Source organism: Chryseobacterium sp. (genome assembly GCF_008831505.1).
Classification (GTDB): Bacteria; Bacteroidota; Bacteroidia; order Flavobacteriales; family Weeksellaceae; genus Marnyiella.
This window is the reverse complement of the sequence record NZ_CP044507.1, coordinates 2,497,457-2,520,920: the sequence shown is the minus strand read 5'-3', so window position 1 is coordinate 2,520,920 and position 23,464 is coordinate 2,497,457. Positions and strand designations below refer to the sequence as shown.

Below are 23,464 nucleotides of genomic sequence, written 5' to 3'. Positions count from 1 at the left end.
TATTCAATAAAGACGAAATAAAATAATGACAGACAAAGACTTGCTTAAGATTGCAGAACAGTACGGAACCCCGGTATATGTGTATGATGCGGAAAGTATAAAAATTCAGTACGAAAAACTTACTTCATCATTCCACCGACATACCCGTTTTTTTTATGCCGCCAAGGCGCTAACCAACATCAATATCCTTAAATATATTGAAAAACTGGGTGCGGGTTTGGACTGTGTATCAATAAATGAAGTGAAACTGGGGTTGCGTGCAGGCTTCACTCATAACCGTATTCTGTTTACGCCCAACTGCGTAGACCTGAAGGAAATTGAAGATGCAATGGAACTTAAGGTGCATATCAATATAGACAACATCTCCATTCTGGAGCAGTTTGGCAACAGATATGGATCTTCTTATCCAATTTTTATAAGGATCAATCCGCACATTTATGCAGGCGGAAACCATAAGATCTCAACCGGACATATTGATTCCAAGTTCGGAATCTCCATCCATCAGCTCAGGCATATTGAGCGGGTAATGAAATCCACGAATCTTTTGGTTGAGGGGCTTCATATGCATACCGGAAGTGAGATCAAAGACCCGGATGTATTCCTGCAGGGTCTGGAAATCATGTTTGAACTTGCGGAACATTTCCCGGACCTGAAATATCTGGACATGGGCAGTGGTTTCAAAATTCCCTATCAGGAAGGTGATCTGGAAACAGATGTGAAGACTCTGGGGAAAAAGGTGGAGAAAGCGCTTTCGGTTTATCAGAAGGAGACCGGCAAGAAATTCCAGCTGTGGTTTGAACCCGGGAAGTTTCTGGTGGGAAACAGTGGTCATTTTCTGGTAAAGGCCAATGTGATCAAGCAAACCACAGCAACTGTATTCTGTGGTATCAACTCAGGCTTCAATCATCTGATAAGGCCCATGTTCTATGATTCCTATCACCATATCGAAAATCTCAGCAATCCTAAAGGCGCACAGCGCATTTACACTGTAGTCGGCAATATTTGTGAAACGGATACCTTCGCCTGGGACCGCAAACTTAACGAAGTGCGGGAAAGTGATGTGCTTGTGTTCAGAAATGCCGGAGCTTACGGTTTTGAGATGAGCTCCAACTTCAATTCCCGTTTGAAACCCGCCGAAGTACTTTTTATGGACGGTAAAGCGCATCTGATCAGAAAGCGGGATGAATTTGAGGACTTGCTGCGCAACCAGATCGAGGTACTGTAGATGGTAACTCTTGCCGAAGTGGCGTGCCGCGTTTTTGGAAAATATCTCGTGTGTTATTGATTTTAAAAATAAGCAGCACAGATCTCTATTATGCCTTAACTTTGTAAAAATTTAACATCATGATGCGTCTTATATTCATTCTGTTGTTTACTGGTGCTTTTGTGCAGGCGCAAACCCTGATTGAGGACAGCGAGATTTCTGAAAATTCTGAAGAATTTGTTCGTGTTGCCATCTCCTATGAGCTTGATCATCCCACGGAGTATTACCGCCTGAAGTGCGGCTCGCCGGTCTATGCCCGGTTTACCGGTGGTGAAAGTATTTTCAAGCAGAATATCAGCCGGCAGATGAAAGGATTTCTGGATACAGGTCTTTACACCGTAAACGGCACCTTTGAGCTTATTCTCTTTATAGGAAAAAACGGTTCGCTGCAGCGTTTTCAGTTAAAACCTGAAGTTACCAACGGACATCTTCTGGAACGTGATGTGGAACTAGCTTTAAGGAATATGAACCCTTCCTGGACGCCCGCAACCTGCAATGGAATACCTGTGGATTCCCGCATACGCCAAAAAATTAATTTCCGGACAGACAGTTTTGATATGTAATCTAAACTAAATGTTGTACTATTGCGCAATGCAATCTGCCAATAAAAACTTTTAGTATGGTTTTCCGCTTTCGCTGTCTATCTGCACTCCTTTGTAGCCTCGTCTTCCTTTTTCCTGTAATTACCGCCGCACAGATACTGGAAAAATACCCCTATGGCCAGGGATTTTATGATGGTGGATTAAACCGGTTGAATGAAGAACTGAAGGAGATCGCAAGGGCTCAAAGTCTGAAGCCCTGCGCGGAAACAGGGGAGCGTTACCCAATGGCAGTGCTCGTAAATCCTGATGGACGCGCCCGTTTCATAAAAGACTTTGACACGTTGAACATCCAAAGAAATAAGTGCGCTTACGAAATGAGCAGAAAACTTTTCCCCCATCTGAAGGGTTGGAGAGCTGCTACGGTGGACGGAAAGCCGGTTAAGGCTGTGGCGATGGTGAACATTGTACCGAATGTTATATTTAGTGAAACCAGAAAAGTGACGCCGGATATTATTATAGAGCCGAATTATAAAAAAGGTAACGGTAATTTCCATTCTCAGGTAAAGCATATTCTGGAGAGTTCCCTGGCTTATAATGTAGACCGGAGAAAGGTTGAACTTGCGGTTGTGATTTCTCCTGATGGGAAAATTGATGACGTACAGATCAGAAATACGCAGTTGTCCGAAATCAACAATAATAAATTAGCAGCCGCAATAAAATCGATTAAAGGGGTTTGGCGGCCCGGATCGGTTAATGGAATTCCCGTTCGATACACGTTGTTGATGAACTTTCAGCAGGATTTTAATTTTGATATGGAGAGAGAGAGTGAACATAGAAGTATGCCAGATTACCGGGGTTTCTGATATGAGTATTTATAAAAACCGCAGCTTTTTGGCTATATTTATATTCTTTTTGGCAGCCGGGCAGCTACAGCTGTTCGCACAGGTACACGCAAGGTATCCTTCCGGACAGCATTTTTATGAAGGTGGCCAATCCGCGCTTACAGCAGAAATGATCAATATTGCTGCAAAACACAATATTCCCAGATGTAAGGACCGCAAGGAAGTGTACTCTCCGTCTGTGCTGGTTTATCCGGATGGAAAAATTAATCTTGTTAAAGATGAAGACTCACTAACCATTGCTGCGAATAAATGTGCCTATAACTTCAGCAAAGCATTGCTTCCGCACCTAAAGGGCTGGATGCCGGCTGTTGTAGATGGAAGTAGGGTGAAAGCCATCGCAAAATTTACTGTACAGCCATTTTTTATTTCATACTCAAAACTTAATCCGGCGGAAAACGTGTTCACACCGGCTACTTTTTCGGATGGCCTGGAGGTATTAAACAAAAAGATATCTCTGGTGCTGACCAATGATATTCTGCGAAATACCGATGAACCGCTTGCTGTTGTTTTTTTGATAAGTGATAAGGGACAACTTACGGATGCTGCGTTGGTGTATGGAGGTACGGACGCAAATAGTATCCACAAAGCTGCATCTAAACTGAAAAATATTCCCGGCGACTGGGCGCCAGCAACAATGAACAGCATGCCCTTCGAGTGGGTTGTGATAGTGCCGATGGATTCCCGAAAAAAGAACTTTCGTTACAGCCGTAGTCCAAACTTTCACTGGGACAATTATAGATTGTTTCAAAAGATCCGCTAGGCAAACCAAGATGACCTTTTTGTTATTTAAGACTTTTATCTGATGCGTAAAATTTTTCTTTTTTCTATTCTCAGCCTTTTTGTAAAAGTTAATGCACAGGGCCTGGCTGATTACGTAATCTCCCCTTCGGAACAGGAATTCTATCGTGGCGGCAAAACAATGTTGGATGATGAAATCCAAAAGCTGCTGAAAGATTACAATTTGCAGCCATGCGAAGATGACCAGTCTTATACAGCTTCGGTTCTTGTCCGGGAGGATGGCACCGCGTTTTTCGTGAAGGATTTTGATAGCGCCAACGTTGCCCGAAACAAATGTGCGTACGATATGTTCCGCAAAGTCCTGCCACATTTAAAAGGTTGGGTGCCAGCGGAAGTTGGCGGGAAGCCCACAGCTGCCATTGCAGAGGTGCGGTTTATTCCGGCAGATCATTTTGAAGAGAAAAGGTTTCATCCAAACGAATTTACTAAGCAACCGGAATTTCCCGGCGGATTTGCCGCCTTTCAGAAAGAGTTTGGAAAAAACTTTAATACAAAGTCAGTAGATTCAGATGCCAAGACAATATCGATTCAGGTTTCCTTTGATGTTAATGAGTTGGGTAAAATGGAGAATATCAAAGTAACAGGAGATCACAACTGGGATTTGGCTGTAGCTGCAGTAGCTGCAGTTCAACGGATAACTATGCGGTGGAAACCGGCGGAGGTGAACGGTAAAGCTGTTAAAGCAAGCATGCGGCTACCAATATCCATGCGGTTTCGCTAAAATTTATAGGTAAAAAACTATCAGGAATAATTTTCAGTCTTAGCTTGTAATTTTTTTGTACAAAAACTTTTACTATGAATAACTATTTACTTCTTATAGCTGTTGTTTTGTTTTCCAATGTTGTGGCGCAGGAACAGCCTTCAATTTTTGAATTTCCTCAGGATCAGGATTATTACTCTGGTGGGAAACCTCAGTTATATAGGGAAATGCACCAGATATTGAAGGATCAGAAATTCACTAACTGTTCAGAGTCTGAAAGTTATGAAGCTTCCGTCCTAATTACAGAAAATTCTAAGGTTCGTTTTGTTAAAGATTTTGACTCCGCAACTATAGAGGCCAATAAGTGTGCCTACGACATGTTTAGAAAGGTTCTCCCGCATCTAAAGAATTGGAAGCCCGCATCTGTACAGGGCCAGCCGGTACAGGCTATTGCCAAAATTCCTTTTTTACCCAGCGTTTTATTTGAGAATTACGTGGATGGGTTAGTGATTAAATCGCCTACTAATGCAGAGTTTCCCGGTGGGATTCGGGCCTTCAGAAGGGAGTTTGCAAATCATTTCGATCTATCTGCCATAGGAAGAGGTGGTCGCGCAGTTTCTATTGAAATAGGTTTTGTGGTAAATCAGCAAGGCATAATTGAAGATGTAAATATCGCCGGCAATGATAAGCAGCTGATAAAAGAAGCGCACCGGGCTATAGACAAGATCAAAGCCAAATGGGTGCCTGCTACATTCAACGGTTTGCCGGTCCGCGCTCGGTTCCGACTCCCAATTAAATTGGAGTTTGCGCGTGAAAGTGAAGCTCCGCAAAATCAGCCTCATATCAATCCCATGTTTCAGCGCGGCATGCACAGATCTACTTTCTAGCTGCCATTCTGTCACAATAATTCTTATCTTTGCACTTTAATTGAAGTGAATTCAGCGCTTTACCTGAATTTAATCTAATAACGACTACTGTGCAGGATAAATATATAGACGAAACAAAGCAGGGCGAAGCCTTTGCCATAGCCGAAAAACCCAGCAATTCCAAGAAACTCTTTTTGGAAAGTTACGGTTGCCAGATGAATTTCTCTGATTCAGAGATTGTAGCCTCCATCCTGAATGAGCAGGGTTATAACACGACACTAAACCAGGATGAGGCAGATCTTATTCTGCTGAATACCTGTTCCATTCGCGAAAAAGCCGAGCAAACGGTAAGGATGCGCCTTTCGCAGTTCAAAAACCTTAAAAAAGCCAAACCCGGTTTAACAGTAGGGGTGCTTGGCTGCATGGCAGAACGGCTGAAAACTAAATTTTTGGAGGAAGAGCAACTGGTAGATCTGGTGGTGGGCCCGGACGCTTACCGCGACCTTCCCAATCTCCTGAAGGAAACAGAAGGAGGACGCGACGCCATAAACGTCATTCTTTCGAAAGAGGAAACCTATGCAGATATCAATCCGGTCCGTTTGGGCGGAAACGGTGTTACAGCATTTGTAACGATCACAAGAGGCTGCGACAATATGTGCACTTTCTGTGTTGTCCCTTTCACACGCGGCCGGGAGCGCAGCCGTGACCCGCACTCCATCATTTCTGAATGTCAGGAACTTTGGAACAGCGGTTATAAGGAAATTACCCTGCTGGGTCAGAATGTGGATTCATACCTCTGGTATGGCGGTGGAGCCAAGAAGGACTTCAGGAATGCAACGGAGATGCAGAAGCTTACCGCGGTCAATTTTGCACAGCTCCTGAATATGGCAGCTGTAGCGGTACCGGAGATGCGTATTCGCTTCTCTACTTCCAATCCGCATGATATGACCATGGATGTCTTCACCGTAATGGCGAAGCATAAGAACATCTGTAAATACGTTCATTTGCCTGTACAGAGCGGCAGCAACAGGATTCTGGAGCGCATGAACCGCCAGCATACACGTGAGGAATATCTTGAACTTATCAGGAAGGCAAAGGAAATTGTTCCTGAAATTGCATTCTCCCAGGACATGATTATCGGTTTCTGCGGTGAAACCGAAGCCGACCATGAGCAGACTCTTTCACTCATGAAAGAGGTGGAATACGATTATGGTTATATGTTCGCTTATTCCGAAAGGCCCGGTACTCCAGCACATAAAAAGATGGAGGACGATGTTCCGGCAGAAGTTAAGCAGAGAAGGCTTTCAGAAGTGATCGCACTGCAGGGTCAACTCTCGCGAAAGCGGATGGAGAGTTATGTGGGCCGTGAGCATGAGGTGCTTATTGAAGGTGTTTCCAAGAAAAATGAAAATCAATGGAAGGGCCGTAACTCCCAGAATGCAGTTTGTGTGTTCGATAAAAAACCGGGGCAGAAACCTGGAGACATTGTGACCGTTTTGGTATACGGAAATACGCAGGGTACACTTTTAGGGGCCTGCGAATAGACAGATTCCCGCCGGGACTTCTATAATCATAAAATTTTGATTTAAAATGACAGACCTACAATCCATAAAGACCCGTTTTGGGATCATTGGTAATTTTCCGGCACTGCACCGTGCGCTGGAAAAGGCCATTCAGGTAGCTCCGACCGATATTTCCGTTTTGGTGATAGGTGAATCCGGTGTGGGCAAGGAGTTTATTCCGAAAATTATACACGGAGAGTCACGCCGTAAGCATCAGCCCTATATTGTTGTAAACTGTGGAGCCATCCCTGAAGGTACAATTGATTCTGAGCTTTTTGGCCACGAAAAAGGAGCTTTTACAGGAGCCACCGCTACCCGAAAAGGCTATTTTGAGGTGGCTGATGGTGGAACGATTTTTCTGGATGAAGTGGGCGAATTGCCGCTGCAAACTCAGGTGCGCTTGCTTAGGGTCCTGGAAAGCGGGGAATTTATGAAGGTAGGTTCCTCCCAAATTCAGAAAACCAACGTGAGAATTGTAGCTGCCACCAACGTAAATATGCTTAAAGCTATTGAAGACGGTCGTTTTCGTGAGGATCTTTATTACCGTCTGAACACAGTCCAGATTGACATGCCGCCGCTGCGCGAAAGAAAGGGCGATGTGCACCTGCTGTTCAGGAAGTTCGCTATTGATTTTGCTGAAAAGTACAGAATGCCGGAACTTGTACTTAGCGACGATGCGGTGAACTATCTGGAAAATTATGCTTTCCCCGGAAATGTGCGCCAGCTCCGTAATCTTGTAGAACAGATGACAGTGGTAGAGCAAAACCGGACCGTAAATTCCACCAAACTGGCGGAGTATATTCCGATGAACGCGCATCTCCCTGCCGTGGTTCAGAAATCCGGTCCCGGTCATGTATCCAGTTCTGAGTTTCATTCTGAGAGGGAAATTATGTACAAAATCCTTTTCGATATGCGTAACGACCTTAATGACCTTAAGTCACTTACTTCGGAACTGATTAAAAACCGTGGCAGCGAAGACCTCAGCAATCAGGAAAAGAATTTGATTAACCGCGTATTTACGGGAGAAAGCAATTCTCAGAATCAGAACTCACTGCTTTATTTTGAAAATGGAAATCAAAACCCCACTAGCCGTGCCTCTATTTATACTGAACCCAGCGGCGAGTATGATGATGTGGAGGATATTGAAATTGAAGAAAGTCATTCACTGTCTCTGCAGAATAATGAACGTGAACTTATCGTGAAGGCACTGGAAAAACATAAGGGCCGCCGGAATAAAGCCGCGGACGAGCTGGGTATTTCCCAGCGTACCCTTTACCGAAAAATTAAACAGTATAACCTGGAAGATTGATATGAAAATAAACCGAATTTTAAACACCTTCCTCGTATTGGCAATGCTTGCTGGCGGGTTGCTGCAGTCCTGTTATACGTTCACGGGATCCTCGCTGAGCCCTGAAATAAAGACCGTACAGATCAACGAATTCATCAACAATGCACCCCTCGTTAATCCTACCCTGGCGCAGCAGTTCTCCACTGATATCCAGAACCGCTTCCTGCAGCGTACCACACTGAAAGGTACAAAGGAGAACCCTGATCTGCTTATTGAAGGCGAGATTACCGACTACAGTATTTCGCCCACTACAATCTCATCAAATGTTGATGCAGCAGGAGGAAATATCCAGGCGGCCCAGAATAAGCTCACCATCTCTGTAAAAGTGCATTACGAAAACAGGATTGAACCCGATAAAAGTTTTGACAGGACATTTTCAGACGAAGCTGTATTCAGCAGCGACCTGGACATAAATGCCATTGAAGCCTCACAGGTTAAACTGGTTAATGAGCGGATCATCAATAAGATTTTTAACGATATTGTAGCCAACTGGTAATATGAACACGCGTATACTGGACCTTTTAGAAAACCCAAATCTTTTACAGGCGGATGATCTTAAACTGCTGAATGAGCAGATCAAGGCCACGCCTTACGTGCAGAGTTTGCGTGCGCTCGCACTGCTTGCTGCCTCACGCTTCGATCCTGAAGATTACCGCAATGTTCTTTCAAGAACCGCCGCCTATACTACAGATAAAAAGATTCTGTTTCAGCTTGTAAATGGTCGAACTACAGCCCTTACCGTGGCTGGGGAAGCTGGAACTCCTGCGGTTTCTGCGGAACAGTCCGGATCAACCCATGATACTGACGAAAAGTCACAAGTTGATGATGTTGTTGCAGATATAGCGGCCAACCTTCCCGCCGGCAGGCCTGTGAATGCAGAAACAGACAACACGACTGCGGTTGAGGATGCCCCCGGGCTGGCAGAAAAGGCTGAAGAGAAGATATTTACAAAAATCACACCTGCCGAAACCAGTGCTGCAAAGCCCATTTATGTAAATGGAGAACTGAACAGAATCTTATTTGAAGGTGAAGAAGACTTTCTGCAACAGGCTACTCCGGTGATTGATAAGGAGGCCTCTGCGGAAAGTGGTAAGTTAGTGATCGCAGATGCAAATGTGGCCGCACCAAAGGTTTTCAGTGAAGAATCGGCACCGGTTAATGAGCTGGCTGCCAGGGAAGATGAAGTTTTTGAAGCTGAGGAAGAAGCAGTTTCAGATGCTGCCCCTGAAACGGAAACACATGAAGATATTCAGATATCGCCGGAAGCATACGGGGAGGAACCGGCAGCCGCCGATGTTAGTTTCCACGGTATCGCTCCGTTCCTGCCCGAAGTAAAGATTACCGCAACACCAAAAAAGGATGAAACCACAGTGCCTCCCGCATCGGTATCGAACAAACATGAAGCAGAAATGCAGCGGCTGATCGCTGAAGTGGAGAGGAAAATCAAGGAGAAAAAGGCTGCGCAGATACAGAAGACACCGCTGGAAGAGGAAGCTCAAAGTTCAGAAATCAGTTTCAGTGATACTCAGGATTTTTTGGTGAAATCGGGAACGCCTGCACCTGTAACTCCTCCCACTGTGGAAGAAGAGCCAAGTCAATCCGTTTCCGGCTCTGATTCAGCGACTATGGATGATGTTCCGGCATCGTCTGCCGGTGAAACTGATAAGAGCCGGACAATTGACGCATCTAAAGCCTCAGTCAGAACGGGCTGGAAACCAATGAGTGTATCTTTGCATACACCTGATGCTCTGCTTAAAACAGAAGAGCAGCTGCCTAAAGCAGAATTTGAAATTACGCAAGAGGCGACCGAAGAAATGAAAACTGTAGAGGAAGTTCCTGTTATTCAGAAACAACCTTCAGGAATAGAGGCAAAATCAGTGGATCAAGTAACAGAGCCAGTACAAAGCGTTGCTGATGACGAAAGTAATGTGCCTCAGTTTATCAATACATGGCAAAACTGGCTCAAAATCGACCGCAAAGAAGCTGCTCCGCCAGTTGTGCCGGTACCGGAAGAGGACAGGAAAACAGAGATTATTGAAAAATTTATCGAAACTGCCCCCCGTATCTCGCAGTTGCGTGAGGAAGGAAACTTTGTCATCAAAGAAAAGAAAAGTGATATTTCCCACCTTATGACAGAGACTTTGGCCAATATTTACGTGGAACAGAAACTTTACGCGCGGGCTATTCATGCTTTCCACATCCTGGCCGAAAAGCACCCGCAAAAAGCCGACTATTTCAAATCGAAAGTAAAGGAAGTGCGTGATTTGAGAAACAATTTCCAGTAACCCAACCCAAATGAAGATGGACAACACCACATTAGTGATCGGACTTATCCTGCTTGGCCTGTTGGCCGGGTATCTAAGCGGCCTGGTAGGCATAGGCGGCGGTATAGTAATGGTTCCTGTACTCGTGCTGCTGTTTGGTTTTACCCAACATAAAGCCCAGGGTACAACACTGGCGCTCCTTATGGTGCCGGTCGGCTTTTTTGGGGTGATGAATTACTACAAAACCGGTAATGTGGACATTAAAACCGCGCTATTACTGTGCTGTGGCTTCGTGCTGGGCAGTTATTTGGGCAGTAAAACGGCCATTTCGCTATCGCAGGATATGATCAGAAAAGTCTTTGCCGTATTGATGTTTGTGGTAGCGGTTAAGATGTTCTTTCAGAAATAATGGTGCAGAAATGGACGGTCCTGTTGGCTATGCTAATGTATACTGCGGCATTCGCATGTAAATGCAGCCATCATGATATTGAAAGTTCCTTTAAAACTGCCGATTTTGTGTTTGTTGCCGATATTTACAGTGCAGCTCACGAATTTCCGGGTATTCAGCCCAATAATCCAATCCTCCTTAGTAAAGCCAGGCTTGTAAAAAGTTATAAGTCACCATTTGATTCATCTTTTTTTCGTACCCGAGAGATAACTTTACTTTCTTCCTCCTTAGATACATGTGATTACCCGTTCAGTGAGCTGGGGAAACACCTGATTTTCGGATTCTTCGATTCCGATAGCGATTTTGTGTATTCAAGCCATTGCCTGTCAACAAAAGCATTCTCTCAAATTTCGACGTCGGAGCTGGCTATCTTAAGCAGGCTCACTACTGAATTTCAAAATGCAAATCAGGACAGTATGGAGGTGGATAAAAATGTGGTTGAAATTGTGGACTGGGGCTCCAACCGTAAAATGAACACATTACTTTTAGAGAATAAAAGGCTGATATCGGAAAATAAGATCCTAAAATACGGTCTCATCTTTATTACTGCTTTGGGATTCATTCCGCTGTTTTATAAACTGCGAAAAAAACAGTAGCAGATTCCAGACTATTCCAGGTTCTTACGCTCTACAACTTCCACATCAATTACTTTTGAATTTCGGTCCGATCTGAAATTTCTGAACTTGTTCCACAACTTTTTCCCTAGTACAAGAACAGTGATCACCAGGATGATGGCTGCTATTGCTGCAATTATGGGCGCTGCCAAAGCCAATATGGACATAATACCTGCACCGGCAGTTTCCGTGGTGGCAACTACAGAATTACCGAGTCCACCCGTGGTGGCCGTAGATGCGGCCCGTGTGCCCGCAAACCCTGAGCTTATGGCTGCTGCAGTGCCGCCGCCTGCAATCAGTGCAAGTGCCCATTGCGGAAATGTGCCCAAATCTGCAAACTGACTTGCAAAGAGTACCGAGCCTGCAAGTGTGGCCAGTGGAACCGACAGTGTGTCCAGCAAATGATCAATAATGGGAATATAATAAGCCAGGATTTCAAATATCATAGCAATCGCCGTAGTTATCAATGTAGGAAGCCCCGCGAGCCACTCAAAAGATTCACTCATTGGAATCCAGCCCATATAGGAGGCCAGACTAACCGTAAACATTGGCAGGAATACGCGGAAGCCCGACGCAGCGGCCAGTCCAATGCCGATAAAGGCGCTTAGAAGGTAGGGTAGGAAAGGAATTTGGTCCGCCATGTCGCAGTTTTGATTTGATTTAACCAATCAAATTTACGAAAAGGATAATTACCGGGGTATTTATTTTTTAGGTGCGCAAAGCTTCAGAAAAGCTTCCCGTACTTCGTTATAACCCTTGGGCATTACTGGTGAAACCCAGAACAGCATGAAATTACCTTCCGTACCAAAAGCTTCCGAAAAACTGTTTTTATTCAGCCTGTAAGCTTCCCGCAAAAGTCTTTTTATGCGGTTGCGGTGCACGGCTTTCTTAAAATACCGTTTGGACACGGAAACCCCGATCTTAATGCCCGTGAGGTCGGGGCTGGTATAGGTAACAATCCGAAGGTTTCCCACAGTTTTCCACCTGCCTTTTTCAAAAAGTAAATCCAGCTCACGCTTTGATTTCAGTTTTAGGGCTTTGGGATAGCGCGTGTCGCCCGCTGCTGGATCAGTCATTCTGTAAGAGATGGTTTATCACTTCGGCCGCGGCGTAAAGACCGAACATTGCGGGAATATAACTGATGGTTCCATAGAAGGACTTCTTGTAATTGGTCCCGTCAGTTAGTTTCAGGCTGTCTTCCTGTTGTATCTCATTTGAGAATACGCAGCGGATGCCTTTGTTTATGCCATCTTTCTTCAGGCGCTTCCGTACCTGTTTCGCCAGGAAACAGTTATGGGTCTTGCTGATGTCGCGTACCATTACCTTACTTGGATCCGTCTTACCACCGGCACCCATACAGCTTACTACCTTAATCTTTTTTCGTCTTGCCGCTTTTATAAGGGTGATTTTAGGAGTTACACTGTCTATGCAGTCCAGCACATAATCGAACTTTTCAGCCTCCAGGATCTCTGTCATGTCTTCAGGTTCCAGAAAGCGGCTCACCTGGGTTAGTTTCAGTTGGGGGTTGATGTCCAGCAGGCGGGTATTCATGAGGTCCGCTTTGGAAAGTCCAATGGTGCTGTGAAGTGCCGGCAGCTGGCGGTTGATGTTGGTAATGTCCACTGTGTCGCCGTCAACTATCGTCATTTTACCTACGCCCGCACGAGCCAGGAATTCGGTGGCAAAGGAGCCTACACCACCCAGCCCAATAACGAGTACGTTGGATTCCAGCAGTTTCCGGGCCCCTTTTTCCTTAATCAGCAGTTCGGTACGTTCCAGCCAGTTTTTTTCCATATAATAAAATCAGGGCAAAATTGCCTTAAGGTTTTTTTCAATTTGAAGTATCAGCATTTCTTCGGAAATGCCCTTCAGGGAACTGACCGTTCGGTACAGTTCATCAATACTGCCTTCTTCCGCATCAGTCTCAAGAAACATTTTCTCAAGCGGGAATTCCTTCAGCAGCAGCTGCAAATTTACATTTTGTAACAGTGACTTTCCAAAACTGAGATAGAAATCATGTTTCCTGAGTTCATTTGCCACTGACTGTTTTTTGTTGAATCCGTGAACCACCATCGGCACATTCACCTTTCTTTTAAAATGGGGCAGCTCCGAAAACCTGCGGACACAGTGAATGATGATGGGTTTCCGCAGTTTGTTTGCCAGCTCAGTCTGCCTGCCGAAAATCTCCTTCTGCAGTACATCATCACTTACCCTTGCATCCAGTCCACATTCTCCGATTGCTGCACAGTTGAGATGCTGACTTACCTTCAGCAGCCATTCCCATTTTTCATCAGTACTTTCTGATACCGTCAGCGGATGTATCCCGGCTGAGAACAGACTGTCGGCTGGCAAATCAGGAAAATTCAGATTATAAATGCCGTTTTTACAGCGACTGTTATGATGATGGAAGTCAAAATAATTCATAGTCAAAAATAGATTACTTTGTTTAAACGCTTGTTTATTTGTTAAGATTATGTTAATTTTACTCAAAATCACATGAATGGGAAAGAAGTTTACGGAGAAACAGAAGCATATTCTGAATATTGCTGAAGAATTAATTGCGCAGAAAGGATTTGAAGGAACCTCGGTCCGGGATATCTCGGCCCGGGCAAATATAAACGTAGCCATGATCTCTTATTATTTTGGCTCCAAGGAAAAAATGATGTATCACCTGTACCATTACAGGGTTCAGCGCACACGCGAGCATTTTGCCGAATTTGCAGACATCATAAAAGACGGAAAGCCTGAGATGCAGATGCGTGAGATTATAAAGTATATTGTAGGTCAGCTTTTTAAGTACGGTCAGTTCCACGGATTTGTTTCACAGGAATTGAGGCGCAACGAAACCTTAAAACAGGAACTGCTGGCCTTCTATCAGTTTTGTGTGAAGAAGCTGGACGAAGTTCTGAAGAAGGGTATTGCTTCCGGCGTATTTACCTTTGCCCCTAAGCCCGAAGATATTCTCTCTATAATCCTAGGAACCACTCTGTTTTCTATCAGGAATAAAAATTTTATGGAAGTTTATGTGGGCCACAGCGACGAGCAAAGTTACCTGAAGGAAGCCGAGAAGAAGGTGAAAGCCAATATGATGCTTACTGTTTTTGCACTTTTGGGTTTCGTTCAGGATTAATTCGAGTTAAATAATCATAAAACCGAAAGTATTGCTAAAAATATTATATTTTTGCAGGCTGACGGGCTTACAGTCTTAACTACGTAAGCTGCACGAGAAAATTCTATGAAAAAAATTGTTTTAATCCTTCTTACAGCGATATTCGTTACGGCATGTAATACTGTTCACGACCAGGCACTTAAAAGTGCAGACAAGGATTTTATCCTGAAGGTCGCCAATGAACATTTTGCCAATAAGAAGTGGGCCAAATCCCTTGCGTTATACGAAAGGCTTTCAAATCTTGTGGCCGGTACCGATGACGCACCCAATGTGGTTTTTAACTCTGCCTATGCCAATTATTACGATAAAAACTATAAGCTGGCAGGGCATCAGTTCAAAAACTTCGCCGTTACGTTCCCTCAGGACCCCAGAAAGGAGGAAGCTGCCTATATGTCTGCACTTTGTTATTACGAAGGCTCCATGGATTATAACCTGGACCAGACAAGTACCGAACTGGCCATTAATGAACTTCAGAACTTTCTGAACGAATATCCCAACTCAGAGCGTTCACGTAATATCAGCGAACTTACAGATGAGTTAAGCTATAAACTGGAGTACAAAGCCTATGAAAATGCACGTCAGTATTTCAAGATGGGTGAATATAAAGCTGCTGATGTGGCTTTTGAAAATGTGCTGGAAGACTTTCCGTCTACGAAACTTAGATCATCCATTTACGATTATATCCTAAAATCACGATTTGAACTGGCGGTGAACTCCGTGTTCAGTCTGAAACAGGAGCGTATTGAAAGAGCAATGGCCTTCACGCGTTTGGTGGAAAAGGAAATGCCCGGCACTGAAAATGCCAAAACTGCACAGGCTCTCCGCAGCCGCCTTGTGAAGGAGCAGGAAAACTTCGCGCGTCAGCAAAAAGAGTTTGAAGCGCAGAAGGCTGCCCTGGTTGCCAGACAGCAGCGTGAATCTGAACGTACTGCCACGGATGCGGAAAAGCAAACGAAGCAGGCATTAAGAGACAGTGCGAAGCTGAGCACACCGCCACCGGCAGTGACTTTACCACTTGAAAAATAATCACTATATTTGCACCCTTAATTATAAATAACTCTCTCAAAATGAGCGCAAAAGATACAAGAGCTGAACTGAATACCATTACTTACGACAGAGACAAGATTGAGCAAAATGTAGGTTCTATCTACGAAGCGATCGTAATCATGGGAAAACGAGCGGAGCAAATCAATGCTGAGATCCGTACTGAACTGCACGGAAAACTGGACGAGTTTGCAGTACACAATGCTACCCTGGAGGAAGTTTTTGAAAACAGAGAGCAAATCGAGATTTCCAAACATTACGAAAAACTGCCAAAACCTACTTCTATCGCTATAAAAGAGTGGTTGGACGGCGAAATCTACTACAGAAAAACGGAAGACAGAGCATAGGTTCTTTTTTCATCATAACTCATTGTCACAGCGGTTTTCCGCTGTGATTTTTTATGCATTTTAGCAAAAAAAGGGGTAATTTAGTGGTCAAACATTTTCAATGATTCTGCAGGACAAAAAAATACTGATCGCGGTAACCGGAGGTATCGCAGCATATAAAATTAACCTTCTGGTACGCCGGTTGGTTACGGAAGGTGCCGAGGTTCAGGTGATTATGACACCGGCAGCTTCGGCTTTCGTTTCAGCACTTACGCTTTCTACCTTATCCAAAAAACCTGTATACTCAGATTTTTATTCAGAAAACGGTACCTGGAACAGTCATGTAGACCTGGCCCTGTGGGCAGATCTGATGCTTGTTGCGCCCTGTACCGCCAACACCTTGGCTAAGATGATGCACGGACAGTGCGACAATCTGGTTATAGCCACCTATCTCTCAGCCAAGTGTCCGGTTTTCATCGCACCTGCAATGGACCTGGATATGTACGCCCATCCTTCCACCCGGCAAAATCTCGAGATGGCGGAGGACTTCGGTCACCTGATTATTCCTGCTGAGACGGGAGAACTTGCCAGTGGCCTGGTAGGCGAAGGGCGGATGGCTGAGCCGGAAAGCATCCTTCTGTCCATTACTGATTATCTTAATATATTTAATGATTTAGAGTCTTTTTCCGGAAAGACGGTGCTTGTTACTGCAGGACCGACTTATGAAGCTATAGATCCCGTTCGTTTTATCGGCAACCACTCTTCAGGTAAGATGGGATTCTCCATTGCGGAAGCCGCGGCCGCACGGGGTGCTCAGGTCATCCTGATTTCTGGGCCAACCTCCCTGCAGGTGAGGCATGAGCGCATTCAGTTGGTTAGGGTTACATCTGCCCGGGAGATGTATGAACAGGTATTTAAATTCTATGATCATGTTGATATCGCCATTGCCAGTGCAGCAGTGGCCGATTATGCCCCTGCAACTGTAGCAGCCCAGAAAATTAAGAAGTCCGATGAGCACCTTACCATAGAGCTTGTAAAGAATCCGGATATCCTGGGAGAAATGGGGCTTCGGAAAAAGAGTCAGTTTCTGGTAGGATTCGCGCTGGAAACCGAAAATGAAGAAGAAAACGCCCGTGGAAAACTGCAGCGAAAAAATCTGGATATGATTGTTCTGAATTCATTGAGCGATGAGGGTGCAGGTTTCGGCAAAGACACCAATTTGGTGAAGTTCATTACTGCCGATGCTGTATATGAATTCGGCCTGAAATCGAAAAAGGCCGTTGCTGCCGACATTCTGGAATTCATACAGAAAGAAACATTATAATAATTTGAGTATTTTTCCGTTTTCAAACACAATACTTTAAATGAAAAATTTCCTTTCTATATTCATATTGCTATTATTCTCCGGCTCTGCCTTCGCGCAGGAGATTATGGCTAATGTAACTGTGAATGCGCAGCAACTTTCCGGCAGTAACCAGCAGGTATACAGAACACTTGAGAAAAATGTGCGTGATTTCATCAACAAAACCAGTTGGACAGGAAAAAGGCTTCAGAACTTTGAAAAAGTGAAATCCAATTTCGCCTTTGTCATTACCGGCCGCGAAGGAAACCGTTTCAACGGCACCCTGGTGGTGCAGGCAGTAAGACCGGTGTTTAACTCCACATATGAGTCGCCGCTTATGAATGTTAATGACACCAAAATCGATTTTGAATATGTTGAGAACGAAAACCTCATCTTCAACGAGCGTCAGTTTTCCGGCAAAAACCTCACAGACATCATCAGTTTCTATGTCTATCTGATTTTGGGTTATGATGCCGACAGTTTTCAGTCTATGGGCGGTCAGCCCCATTTCACAAAAGCGCAGCAAATTTCGCGTAATGCCATGAACAAAGGCTACGAAGGCTGGTCCGTGGTGGAAGGTCCCCGCACCAGAGGCGCCCTGATCGACGGGATTATTGCACCTTCGTACAATCCGGTTCGGATTGTTTTTTACAACTATCACCGCTCCGGACTCGATAATATGTACAACCAGGACCAGTCCAGCCCAAAGAAAGTGATTGCAGATGCGCTGATGGCACTCAGGCAGTTTGAAAACTCCTTCCAGCAGAATTATGCCATTAATCTGTTCCTGGATACAAAAGCAGCTGAAATTTATAATATTTTTGATTCCCGGAATAACGGAGCTGTCAACATGAATGACCTTAAACAGCTTATGATCACGCTTTCTCCAAAGAATACGGAAGCGCGCTGGAATAACTGGAAATAACTTGCGCCATCAACTATTAACCAATATTTTTGTAGAGCTTTAGGAATTCTTAAAGCTCATTTTTATTATGCTGAACCGAATTTTTATAAAGAATTTCGCCCTTATAGACTCGCTGGAACTTCAGCTGCACAAAGGCCTGCAGGTAATTACCGGTGAAACGGGTGCAGGTAAATCCATTATCCTGGGTGCACTGCGTCTTATAATGGGTGAGCGTGCAGATGTGAAAGCCATTCAGGATTCGGCCACAAAAAGCGTTGTAGAAGCAGAATTTCTCCTGGACGATTCTTACCGGCCGTTCTTTCTGAATAATGACCTTGATTTTGAAATCCACACACTTGTGCGCAGGGAATTGCTGCCAAGCGGCAAGTCACGTGCTTTTATCAATGATGTACCAGTAACGCTGGAGGTCCTGAAATCACTGTCCGGCAAATTAATAGACATTCATTCCCAATTTGAAAGTTCTGATCTCTTTAATGAAGAATACCAGTTCAGTATTGTAGACGGTCTGTCTGAGAATAAATCACTTATCGCTGAATATAAGACTGCCTTCGAAGCTTTTGGTACGCTGAAAACTCAACTTCAGCATTATATGCTCAGGTTACACGAAGGTAACAGAGAGGCCGATTATAAGCAGTTCCTGCTCAATGAACTTAATGAGGCCAACCTGGACGATGTGGATTGGGAAGATTTGCAGAGCCAACTGAAAAAGCAGGAGAATGCAGATGCCATCACCGAAAACCTGAAGGAAATCTTTCTGAAACTAGATGCGGAACAGATTGGCTTGCTGGATACTATAAATGAAGTAAAATCGAGGCTGAACCGGATCGCAGACCTCTCGCATGAATTTACACTTCTGAACACACGCCTGGCTGAAAATATCGTGGAATTCAAGGATATTGTGTTTGACCTGCAGAATGAAGCCGAGAAGATTGAAACGGATCCCGGGGTTCTGGAAAGGCTTAATGAGAGGGTTAACAGCCTGAATGCACTATTCCTGAAGCATCAGGCCGCAACTGTCTCCGAGCTTATAGAAGTTCGTGATGCACTGGCCGGCGAGCAAACGGGTATGGAAGAGCTTCAGCAGCTTATTGAGGCTACACAGACCGAGATTAAGGAAAAGGAGAGAAATCTCGCCCGTTTGGCGGCGTTGCTTGCCGCAAACCGGAAAAAAGCGGCTCCTGTATTTAAAGCAAAAATGGAAGCCTTGCTTAAACAACTGGGTCTGGAAAAGGCCAGGATTGAAGTAGAACTTACACCACGGCCAGATTTTGGACGGTTTGGAAATGAGAATATACGACTGCTTTTTCAGGCAAATAGTGGATTTCCGCTTAAACCGGTTGAAACGGCAATTTCCGGTGGTGAACGTTCACGAGTTATGCTTTCAATAAAGAAACTGATGGCCGAGAACGCCGAACTGCCTACCCTGATCCTGGACGAAATTGACACCGGTGTCTCGGGCAAAATTGCTGAGGAAATGGGCAATGTGATGCGTGAGATGTCGCAGAATATGCAGCTGGTCGTAATCACACATCTGGCGCAGGTGGCTGCTAAAGGAGACAATCACTTTAAAGTTCATAAGGAGGAAGTTTCCGGTCGGACCCAAAGTTCAATCAGGCCTCTGGACGACCTGGAAAAACTTCAGGAGATTGCCCAGCTTTTGTCCGGCACCAAAGTAACACAAGCCGCGATGGAGCAGGCCAGGCTGCTTATGAAATAATTTTTATTAAATTTAGAAGATGTATTTTAAATTACTATCGCTGGAATTGAAGCATTTTCTCCGCAATCCGCAGTTTGGAGTAAACCTGGTTATGAAACTGCTCATGGCATTTACCTATTTTTGGATAGGGGCCATGTTTGTGGGAATGGCATTCGGCCTTTATTTTATAGCCAAAGAAGAAGGAGGCCAGGATCCGCTTAGGATTTTTTCAAAATATTTTCTTTATTATGCAGTCCTGGATCTGGTTGTCCGGTATTTCCTGCAGCAAATGCCTACGCAGAATATCAAACCCTTCCTGGCCCAGAACATCAGCAAAAAACAACTTGTAAATTACACGGTTCTCCGGATTTTCCTGCATTTCTTCAACTGGGGTTATCTCCTTTTTATGCTGCCGTTCTGTGCTCTGCTTATTTTTCATGGAGGTTATTCGGTTCCCGGCGTACTCATGTTTTTGCTGGGCATTATGGCGGTCTTCTATTTCAATAACTTTCTCAACATTCTGCTGAACAAAAAAAATGCGGTTCTGTTCTCCGTTGCAGCGTTGGTTATAGGACTGGGTGCCCTCGATTACTACGGTTTTGTACCTTTTTCATCCTATTCGGAGGCTTTGTTCTATTCGTTTTATGAGATTCCTGGCGCGTTCCTGATTACGGTAGTCCTGGCTGCAGTTGTGAGTTATCTGTGTTACCGGGCTATCCTCGGTAATTTCTACCTTGACAAAGGCCTTGAGCTGGAAAAGGCGGAAGGTAAGACGGAGGATATCAAATACCTGCAGCGTTTTGGTACCACCGGGACATTCATTAACAATGACATCCGCCTGCTGAAGCGAAGCAAAGCAGCTAAGGTTACACTGTATATGAGTATTGCTTTTCTCTTTTATGGTTTGCTGTTCTTCAATGATATGTACCAGTCTGATTTTATGAAACTTTTTGCAGCCATATTCGTAACCGGAGGATTTATGATGATGTTCGGCCAACGTGTGCCTGCCTGGGACTCATCCTACTATCCGCTTATGATGACGCAACAGGTTCCTTATAAGAAGTTTCTTATGGCTAAATGGTCACTTATCATTCTCAGCATATTCATAGGTATGATTCTGTCCACAGCGTATCTGTACTTCGGCTGGGAAACCTATCTAACAATTTTGGGAGCAGGACTTTATAATCTTGGTGTAAATTCCTACCTCACCTTACTTGCGGGTGCCTATAATAAGCAGGCAATTGATCTGAATTCCACAGCAAAAAGTTTTGGTGGAGGAAAGAACAGTTTCAATATGAAGGTTCTGCTTATTGCAATACCCCAAATGGTGTTGCCTATGGCCGTCTTTGCCACAGTAAAATACTTTATTGGTATGTACGCGGCTGTAGCGGCATTGGGTCTGTTGGGAGCGGCCGGTTTTATGCTCCGGAACTATATTTTTGATTTTATTGTGAATGTGTACAAAACCCAAAAATATTCCACACTCGAAGCCTTTAAAAAAGAAAACTAATAATGATGATAACAGTTCAGAATATTTCGAAAGTCTATGGCAGTACTGAGGTTTTAAATGTGCCTTTTCTGGAAATCACCAAGGGTGAAAGTTTCGGTTTGGTAGGAAATAACGGCGCGGGCAAAACGACGCTTTTTTCGCTGCTGCTGGACCTAATTGAAGCCACCTCCGGCAAAGTACTTATAGCAGGTGAGAATGTGGCAGAAAGTGAGAACTGGAAAACACTTACTTCTGCATTTATAGATGATTCTTTCCTGATAGGTTACCTTACACCCGAAGAATATTTTTATTTTCTGGGTGAACTGCGGGGGCAAAACAGAGCGGCAGTCGACCTGTTTCTGCAGCAGTTCACGGATTTCTTTAACGGTGAGATCCTGGATGGAAAGAAATATGTTCGCGACCTTTCCAAAGGAAACCAAAAGAAGGTGGGAATTGTGGGTGCTCTCATAGGAACGCCGGAAATTATTATTCTGGACGAACCTTTTGCCAATCTGGATCCAAGCACACAGTTCAAACTTAAGAAGCTGATCCGTAGCTGGTCTCAGACTCACCAGGTCACTTTCCTGATCTCCAGTCATGATCTGGCCCATACTACTGAGGTAAGCGACCGGATTGTGGTCTTAAACCGGGGAAAAATTGTCAGGGATATTGCTACCAGTCCGGAGACGCTGCGGGAGCTTGAAGCCTTTTTCTCAGGAGGAGGACAGGAAGTTTTGTAGCTTGATTTTTCTTTAACGCAAATAGTCCCAAAGGAATTTGCGCTGCGATTCAAAGGCAAGTTCTTCAAGGTCAATTTTGGTGCGGTCTATCCAGAGTGTTTCTGAAATTTCTGAAAGTTCCAGTTCCACTTGGAATTTTTCGTCAACTTCATATTCGTAAAAGAGGTCCAGAGTATTATAACTGATGTCCTTGAACCTGTAAATGTTGGGTAAGGAGGCAAGGTACTTCAGCCGGCTTATATCAATCAGAAGACCCAGTTCCTCAAACAGTTCACGGCAGCAGGTGTCTTCAGCAGATTCGTGGGGATCCACAAAACCGCCCGCCATGTCCAGTTTCCCTTTCTGGGGCTCCCGGTTGCGGCGCGTAAAGAGAAGTTCGTTACCATGACGGATTATAACTGCCACAGCAGACGCCACATTATGGTACAGAACAAATCCGCAGTCACAGGACCATTTCTTATCTTCAGTCCATTCCAGGGTTTCTGTACCGCAATTGGGACAGTATTTCAGGGAAGCGTTCATGTAATGTTCCTTGGATGGTAATTTAAGATGACATCCCGAAGCTCCTCGGTCTTCAGGTGTGTATAGATTTCAGTGGTAGTAATGCTTGAGTGTCCCAGCATTTCCTGTATATAGCGAAGGTCTGCGCCGTTCTGGAGCAGATGTGTAGCAAAGGAATGCCTGAAGGTATGCGGAGAGATCCGTTTGCTGATGCCGGCCTTTTCCGTAAGTTCTTTAATGATGATGAAAACAATTACCCTGGACATGGCAGACCCCCGGCTGTTCAGAAAAAGTACGTCTTCAAATTTTTTGTTGATTTTGTACTGTGACCGTACATTCCTGATATAATCACGGATAAGTCTTGTAGTATAGTCGGCCAGAGGTACAAACCTTGATTTGTCCCCTTTACCGTCCACTTTCAGGTAATTTTCCTTAAAGTTGATATTGGATATCTTAATATCAATAAGTTCAGATACCCGTAATCCGCATCCATACAGAACTTCGATCATGCATTGGTTACGTTTGCCCAGGTCTGTTGATACATCTATGGCGGTGATTATTCGTTCAATATCATCAAACGAGAGGGTGTCCGGCAGATAAAGCCCCAGCTTGGGCCCTTCCAGCAGAACCGCCGGGTTATCTGTACGGATTTCGTCTTCAACAAGATATTTGAAGAAGGCCTTGATGGACGAGACCCACCTTGCCTGCGAACGTTCACTGAATTTCTGTTTGGAGAGCTGGTAAAGGTACTCCTGCAGTTGTGGAAAGGAAATATCTTCAGGTGCGGTATCTGCAAGATGGCTCTCGGCATAGGTTTGCAGTTTCCGTATGTCCCGCAGATAGGCATCCAGTGTATTGTCGGAAAAATTCCTTTCAAATTTCAGGAAGTTTTCAAAATCTTTAATCTTTTCTGTCCAGCTCATG

At 44.5% G+C, this 23,464-nt stretch carries 26 protein-coding genes; 20 read left to right on the top strand and 6 right to left on the bottom strand.

All coding sequences use genetic code 11. From position 1 onward, the window contains the following. Nucleotides 1–25 precede the first annotated feature (25 nt). The 12 genes from lysA (at nucleotide 26) to F7R58_RS11780 (ending at nucleotide 11,290) form a co-directional block, all read left to right on the top strand. On the top strand, nucleotides 26–1,225 hold the full coding sequence (lysA, locus tag F7R58_RS11835) for a diaminopimelate decarboxylase (protein ID WP_187695236.1): 1,200 nt from the start codon (nucleotides 26–28) through the stop codon (nucleotides 1,223–1,225). Between the two features lie 119 nt (nucleotides 1,226–1,344). Further along, nucleotides 1,345–1,827 (top strand): hypothetical protein, encoded by a 483-nt coding sequence (locus F7R58_RS11830; RefSeq protein ID WP_158065115.1) that lies wholly within the window; start codon nucleotides 1,345–1,347, stop codon nucleotides 1,825–1,827. A gap of 56 nt (nucleotides 1,828–1,883) precedes the next feature. Beyond that, the gene (locus F7R58_RS11825; protein ID WP_158065114.1) at nucleotides 1,884–2,669 is read left to right on the top strand and encodes an energy transducer TonB; all 786 of its coding nucleotides are present in this window, start codon (nucleotides 1,884–1,886) and stop codon (nucleotides 2,667–2,669) included. 28 nt (nucleotides 2,670–2,697) lie between these two features. Continuing rightward, complete coding sequence (locus F7R58_RS11820) at nucleotides 2,698–3,468, top strand: hypothetical protein (RefSeq protein ID WP_158065113.1); 771 nt, start codon at nucleotides 2,698–2,700, stop codon at nucleotides 3,466–3,468. Nucleotides 3,469–3,510: 42 nt separating this feature from the next. Further along, complete coding sequence (locus tag F7R58_RS11815; RefSeq protein WP_158065112.1) at nucleotides 3,511–4,227, top strand: energy transducer TonB; 717 nt, start codon at nucleotides 3,511–3,513, stop codon at nucleotides 4,225–4,227. A gap of 74 nt (nucleotides 4,228–4,301) precedes the next feature. Further along, nucleotides 4,302–5,093, top strand: a complete 792-nt coding sequence (locus F7R58_RS11810; RefSeq protein ID WP_158065111.1) for an energy transducer TonB — start codon at nucleotides 4,302–4,304, stop codon at nucleotides 5,091–5,093. A gap of 89 nt (nucleotides 5,094–5,182) precedes the next feature. Then, nucleotides 5,183–6,616: a tRNA (N6-isopentenyl adenosine(37)-C2)-methylthiotransferase MiaB gene (gene miaB / locus F7R58_RS11805; protein WP_158065110.1), complete on the top strand. Its 1,434-nt coding sequence runs from the start codon at nucleotides 5,183–5,185 to the stop codon at nucleotides 6,614–6,616. Nucleotides 6,617–6,662: 46 nt separating this feature from the next. Continuing rightward, entirely contained in the window at nucleotides 6,663–7,943 is a 1,281-nt protein-coding gene (locus tag F7R58_RS11800) for a sigma-54 interaction domain-containing protein (protein ID WP_158065109.1), read from the top strand. Nucleotide 7,944: 1 nt separating this feature from the next. Then, nucleotides 7,945–8,478: an LptE family protein gene (locus F7R58_RS11795; RefSeq protein WP_158065108.1), complete on the top strand. Its 534-nt coding sequence runs from the start codon at nucleotides 7,945–7,947 to the stop codon at nucleotides 8,476–8,478. 1 nt (nucleotide 8,479) lies between these two features. Further along, nucleotides 8,480–10,267, top strand: coding sequence for a hypothetical protein (locus tag F7R58_RS11790; RefSeq protein WP_158065107.1), 1,788 nt, complete (start codon nucleotides 8,480–8,482; stop codon nucleotides 10,265–10,267). 10 nt (nucleotides 10,268–10,277) lie between these two features. Next, nucleotides 10,278–10,655 carry a sulfite exporter TauE/SafE family protein gene (locus tag F7R58_RS11785; RefSeq protein WP_158065106.1) on the top strand — a complete coding sequence of 126 codons (378 nt, stop codon included), beginning with the start codon at nucleotides 10,278–10,280 and terminating at the stop codon, nucleotides 10,653–10,655. After that, a complete protein-coding gene (locus tag F7R58_RS11780) occupies nucleotides 10,655–11,290 on the top strand; it encodes a hypothetical protein (protein WP_158065105.1) in 636 nt (211 codons plus the stop codon). The genes F7R58_RS11785 and F7R58_RS11780 overlap by 1 nt, the downstream gene beginning before the upstream one ends. An 11-nt stretch (nucleotides 11,291–11,301) precedes the next feature. Here F7R58_RS11780 and F7R58_RS11775 read toward each other — a convergent pair whose 3' ends face one another. Genes F7R58_RS11775 through F7R58_RS11760 form a run of 4 tightly spaced genes read right to left on the bottom strand, consistent with a single transcriptional unit; the run spans nucleotide 11,302 to nucleotide 13,732 of the window. Then, entirely contained in the window at nucleotides 11,302–11,949 is a 648-nt protein-coding gene (locus F7R58_RS11775; protein ID WP_158065104.1) for a DUF4126 domain-containing protein, read from the bottom strand. Nucleotides 11,950–12,009: 60 nt separating this feature from the next. After that, nucleotides 12,010–12,384: a ribonuclease P protein component gene (rnpA, locus tag F7R58_RS11770; protein ID WP_158065103.1), complete on the bottom strand. Its 375-nt coding sequence runs from the start codon at nucleotides 12,382–12,384 to the stop codon at nucleotides 12,010–12,012. Further along, a complete protein-coding gene (locus F7R58_RS11765; protein WP_158065102.1) occupies nucleotides 12,377–13,102 on the bottom strand; it encodes a ThiF family adenylyltransferase in 726 nt (241 codons plus the stop codon). The genes rnpA and F7R58_RS11765 overlap by 8 nt, the downstream gene beginning before the upstream one ends. Before the next feature lie 9 nt (nucleotides 13,103–13,111). Further along, nucleotides 13,112–13,732, bottom strand: a complete 621-nt coding sequence (locus F7R58_RS11760; RefSeq protein ID WP_158065101.1) for a TatD family hydrolase — start codon at nucleotides 13,730–13,732, stop codon at nucleotides 13,112–13,114. Nucleotides 13,733–13,808: 76 nt separating this feature from the next. Between F7R58_RS11760 and F7R58_RS11755 the strand changes: the two genes are divergently transcribed. From F7R58_RS11755 to F7R58_RS11720, 8 genes are all read left to right on the top strand, one after another. Continuing rightward, nucleotides 13,809–14,438 carry a TetR/AcrR family transcriptional regulator gene (locus F7R58_RS11755; protein WP_158065100.1) on the top strand — a complete coding sequence of 210 codons (630 nt, stop codon included), beginning with the start codon at nucleotides 13,809–13,811 and terminating at the stop codon, nucleotides 14,436–14,438. 105 nt (nucleotides 14,439–14,543) lie between these two features. Further along, nucleotides 14,544–15,503: an outer membrane protein assembly factor BamD gene (locus F7R58_RS11750; RefSeq protein ID WP_158065099.1), complete on the top strand. Its 960-nt coding sequence runs from the start codon at nucleotides 14,544–14,546 to the stop codon at nucleotides 15,501–15,503. A gap of 41 nt (nucleotides 15,504–15,544) precedes the next feature. Beyond that, nucleotides 15,545–15,868, top strand: coding sequence for a DNA-directed RNA polymerase subunit omega (locus tag F7R58_RS11745; protein ID WP_158065098.1), 324 nt, complete (start codon nucleotides 15,545–15,547; stop codon nucleotides 15,866–15,868). Between the two features lie 100 nt (nucleotides 15,869–15,968). Further along, a complete protein-coding gene (gene coaBC / locus F7R58_RS11740) occupies nucleotides 15,969–17,171 on the top strand; it encodes a bifunctional phosphopantothenoylcysteine decarboxylase/phosphopantothenate--cysteine ligase CoaBC (protein WP_158065097.1) in 1,203 nt (400 codons plus the stop codon). A gap of 40 nt (nucleotides 17,172–17,211) precedes the next feature. Continuing rightward, complete coding sequence (locus F7R58_RS11735; protein WP_158065096.1) at nucleotides 17,212–18,114, top strand: DUF4835 family protein; 903 nt, start codon at nucleotides 17,212–17,214, stop codon at nucleotides 18,112–18,114. Between the two features lie 67 nt (nucleotides 18,115–18,181). Next, entirely contained in the window at nucleotides 18,182–19,831 is a 1,650-nt protein-coding gene (locus F7R58_RS11730; protein WP_158065095.1) for a DNA repair protein RecN, read from the top strand. Nucleotides 19,832–19,850: 19 nt separating this feature from the next. Next, a complete protein-coding gene (locus F7R58_RS11725; RefSeq protein ID WP_158065094.1) occupies nucleotides 19,851–21,320 on the top strand; it encodes a DUF5687 family protein in 1,470 nt (489 codons plus the stop codon). A 5-nt stretch (nucleotides 21,321–21,325) separates the two neighbouring features. Continuing rightward, complete coding sequence (locus F7R58_RS11720; RefSeq protein WP_158065486.1) at nucleotides 21,326–22,039, top strand: ABC transporter ATP-binding protein; 714 nt, start codon at nucleotides 21,326–21,328, stop codon at nucleotides 22,037–22,039. A 12-nt stretch (nucleotides 22,040–22,051) separates the two neighbouring features. On the opposite strand, the gene F7R58_RS11715 is transcribed toward F7R58_RS11720, so the two are convergent. Both F7R58_RS11715 and xerD read right to left on the bottom strand, forming a co-directional pair. Continuing rightward, complete coding sequence (locus F7R58_RS11715; RefSeq protein WP_158065093.1) at nucleotides 22,052–22,561, bottom strand: NUDIX hydrolase; 510 nt, start codon at nucleotides 22,559–22,561, stop codon at nucleotides 22,052–22,054. Then, entirely contained in the window at nucleotides 22,558–23,463 is a 906-nt protein-coding gene (gene xerD / locus F7R58_RS11710; RefSeq protein WP_158065092.1) for a site-specific tyrosine recombinase XerD, read from the bottom strand. The genes F7R58_RS11715 and xerD overlap by 4 nt, the downstream gene beginning before the upstream one ends. Nucleotide 23,464: the final 1 nt, after the last annotated feature.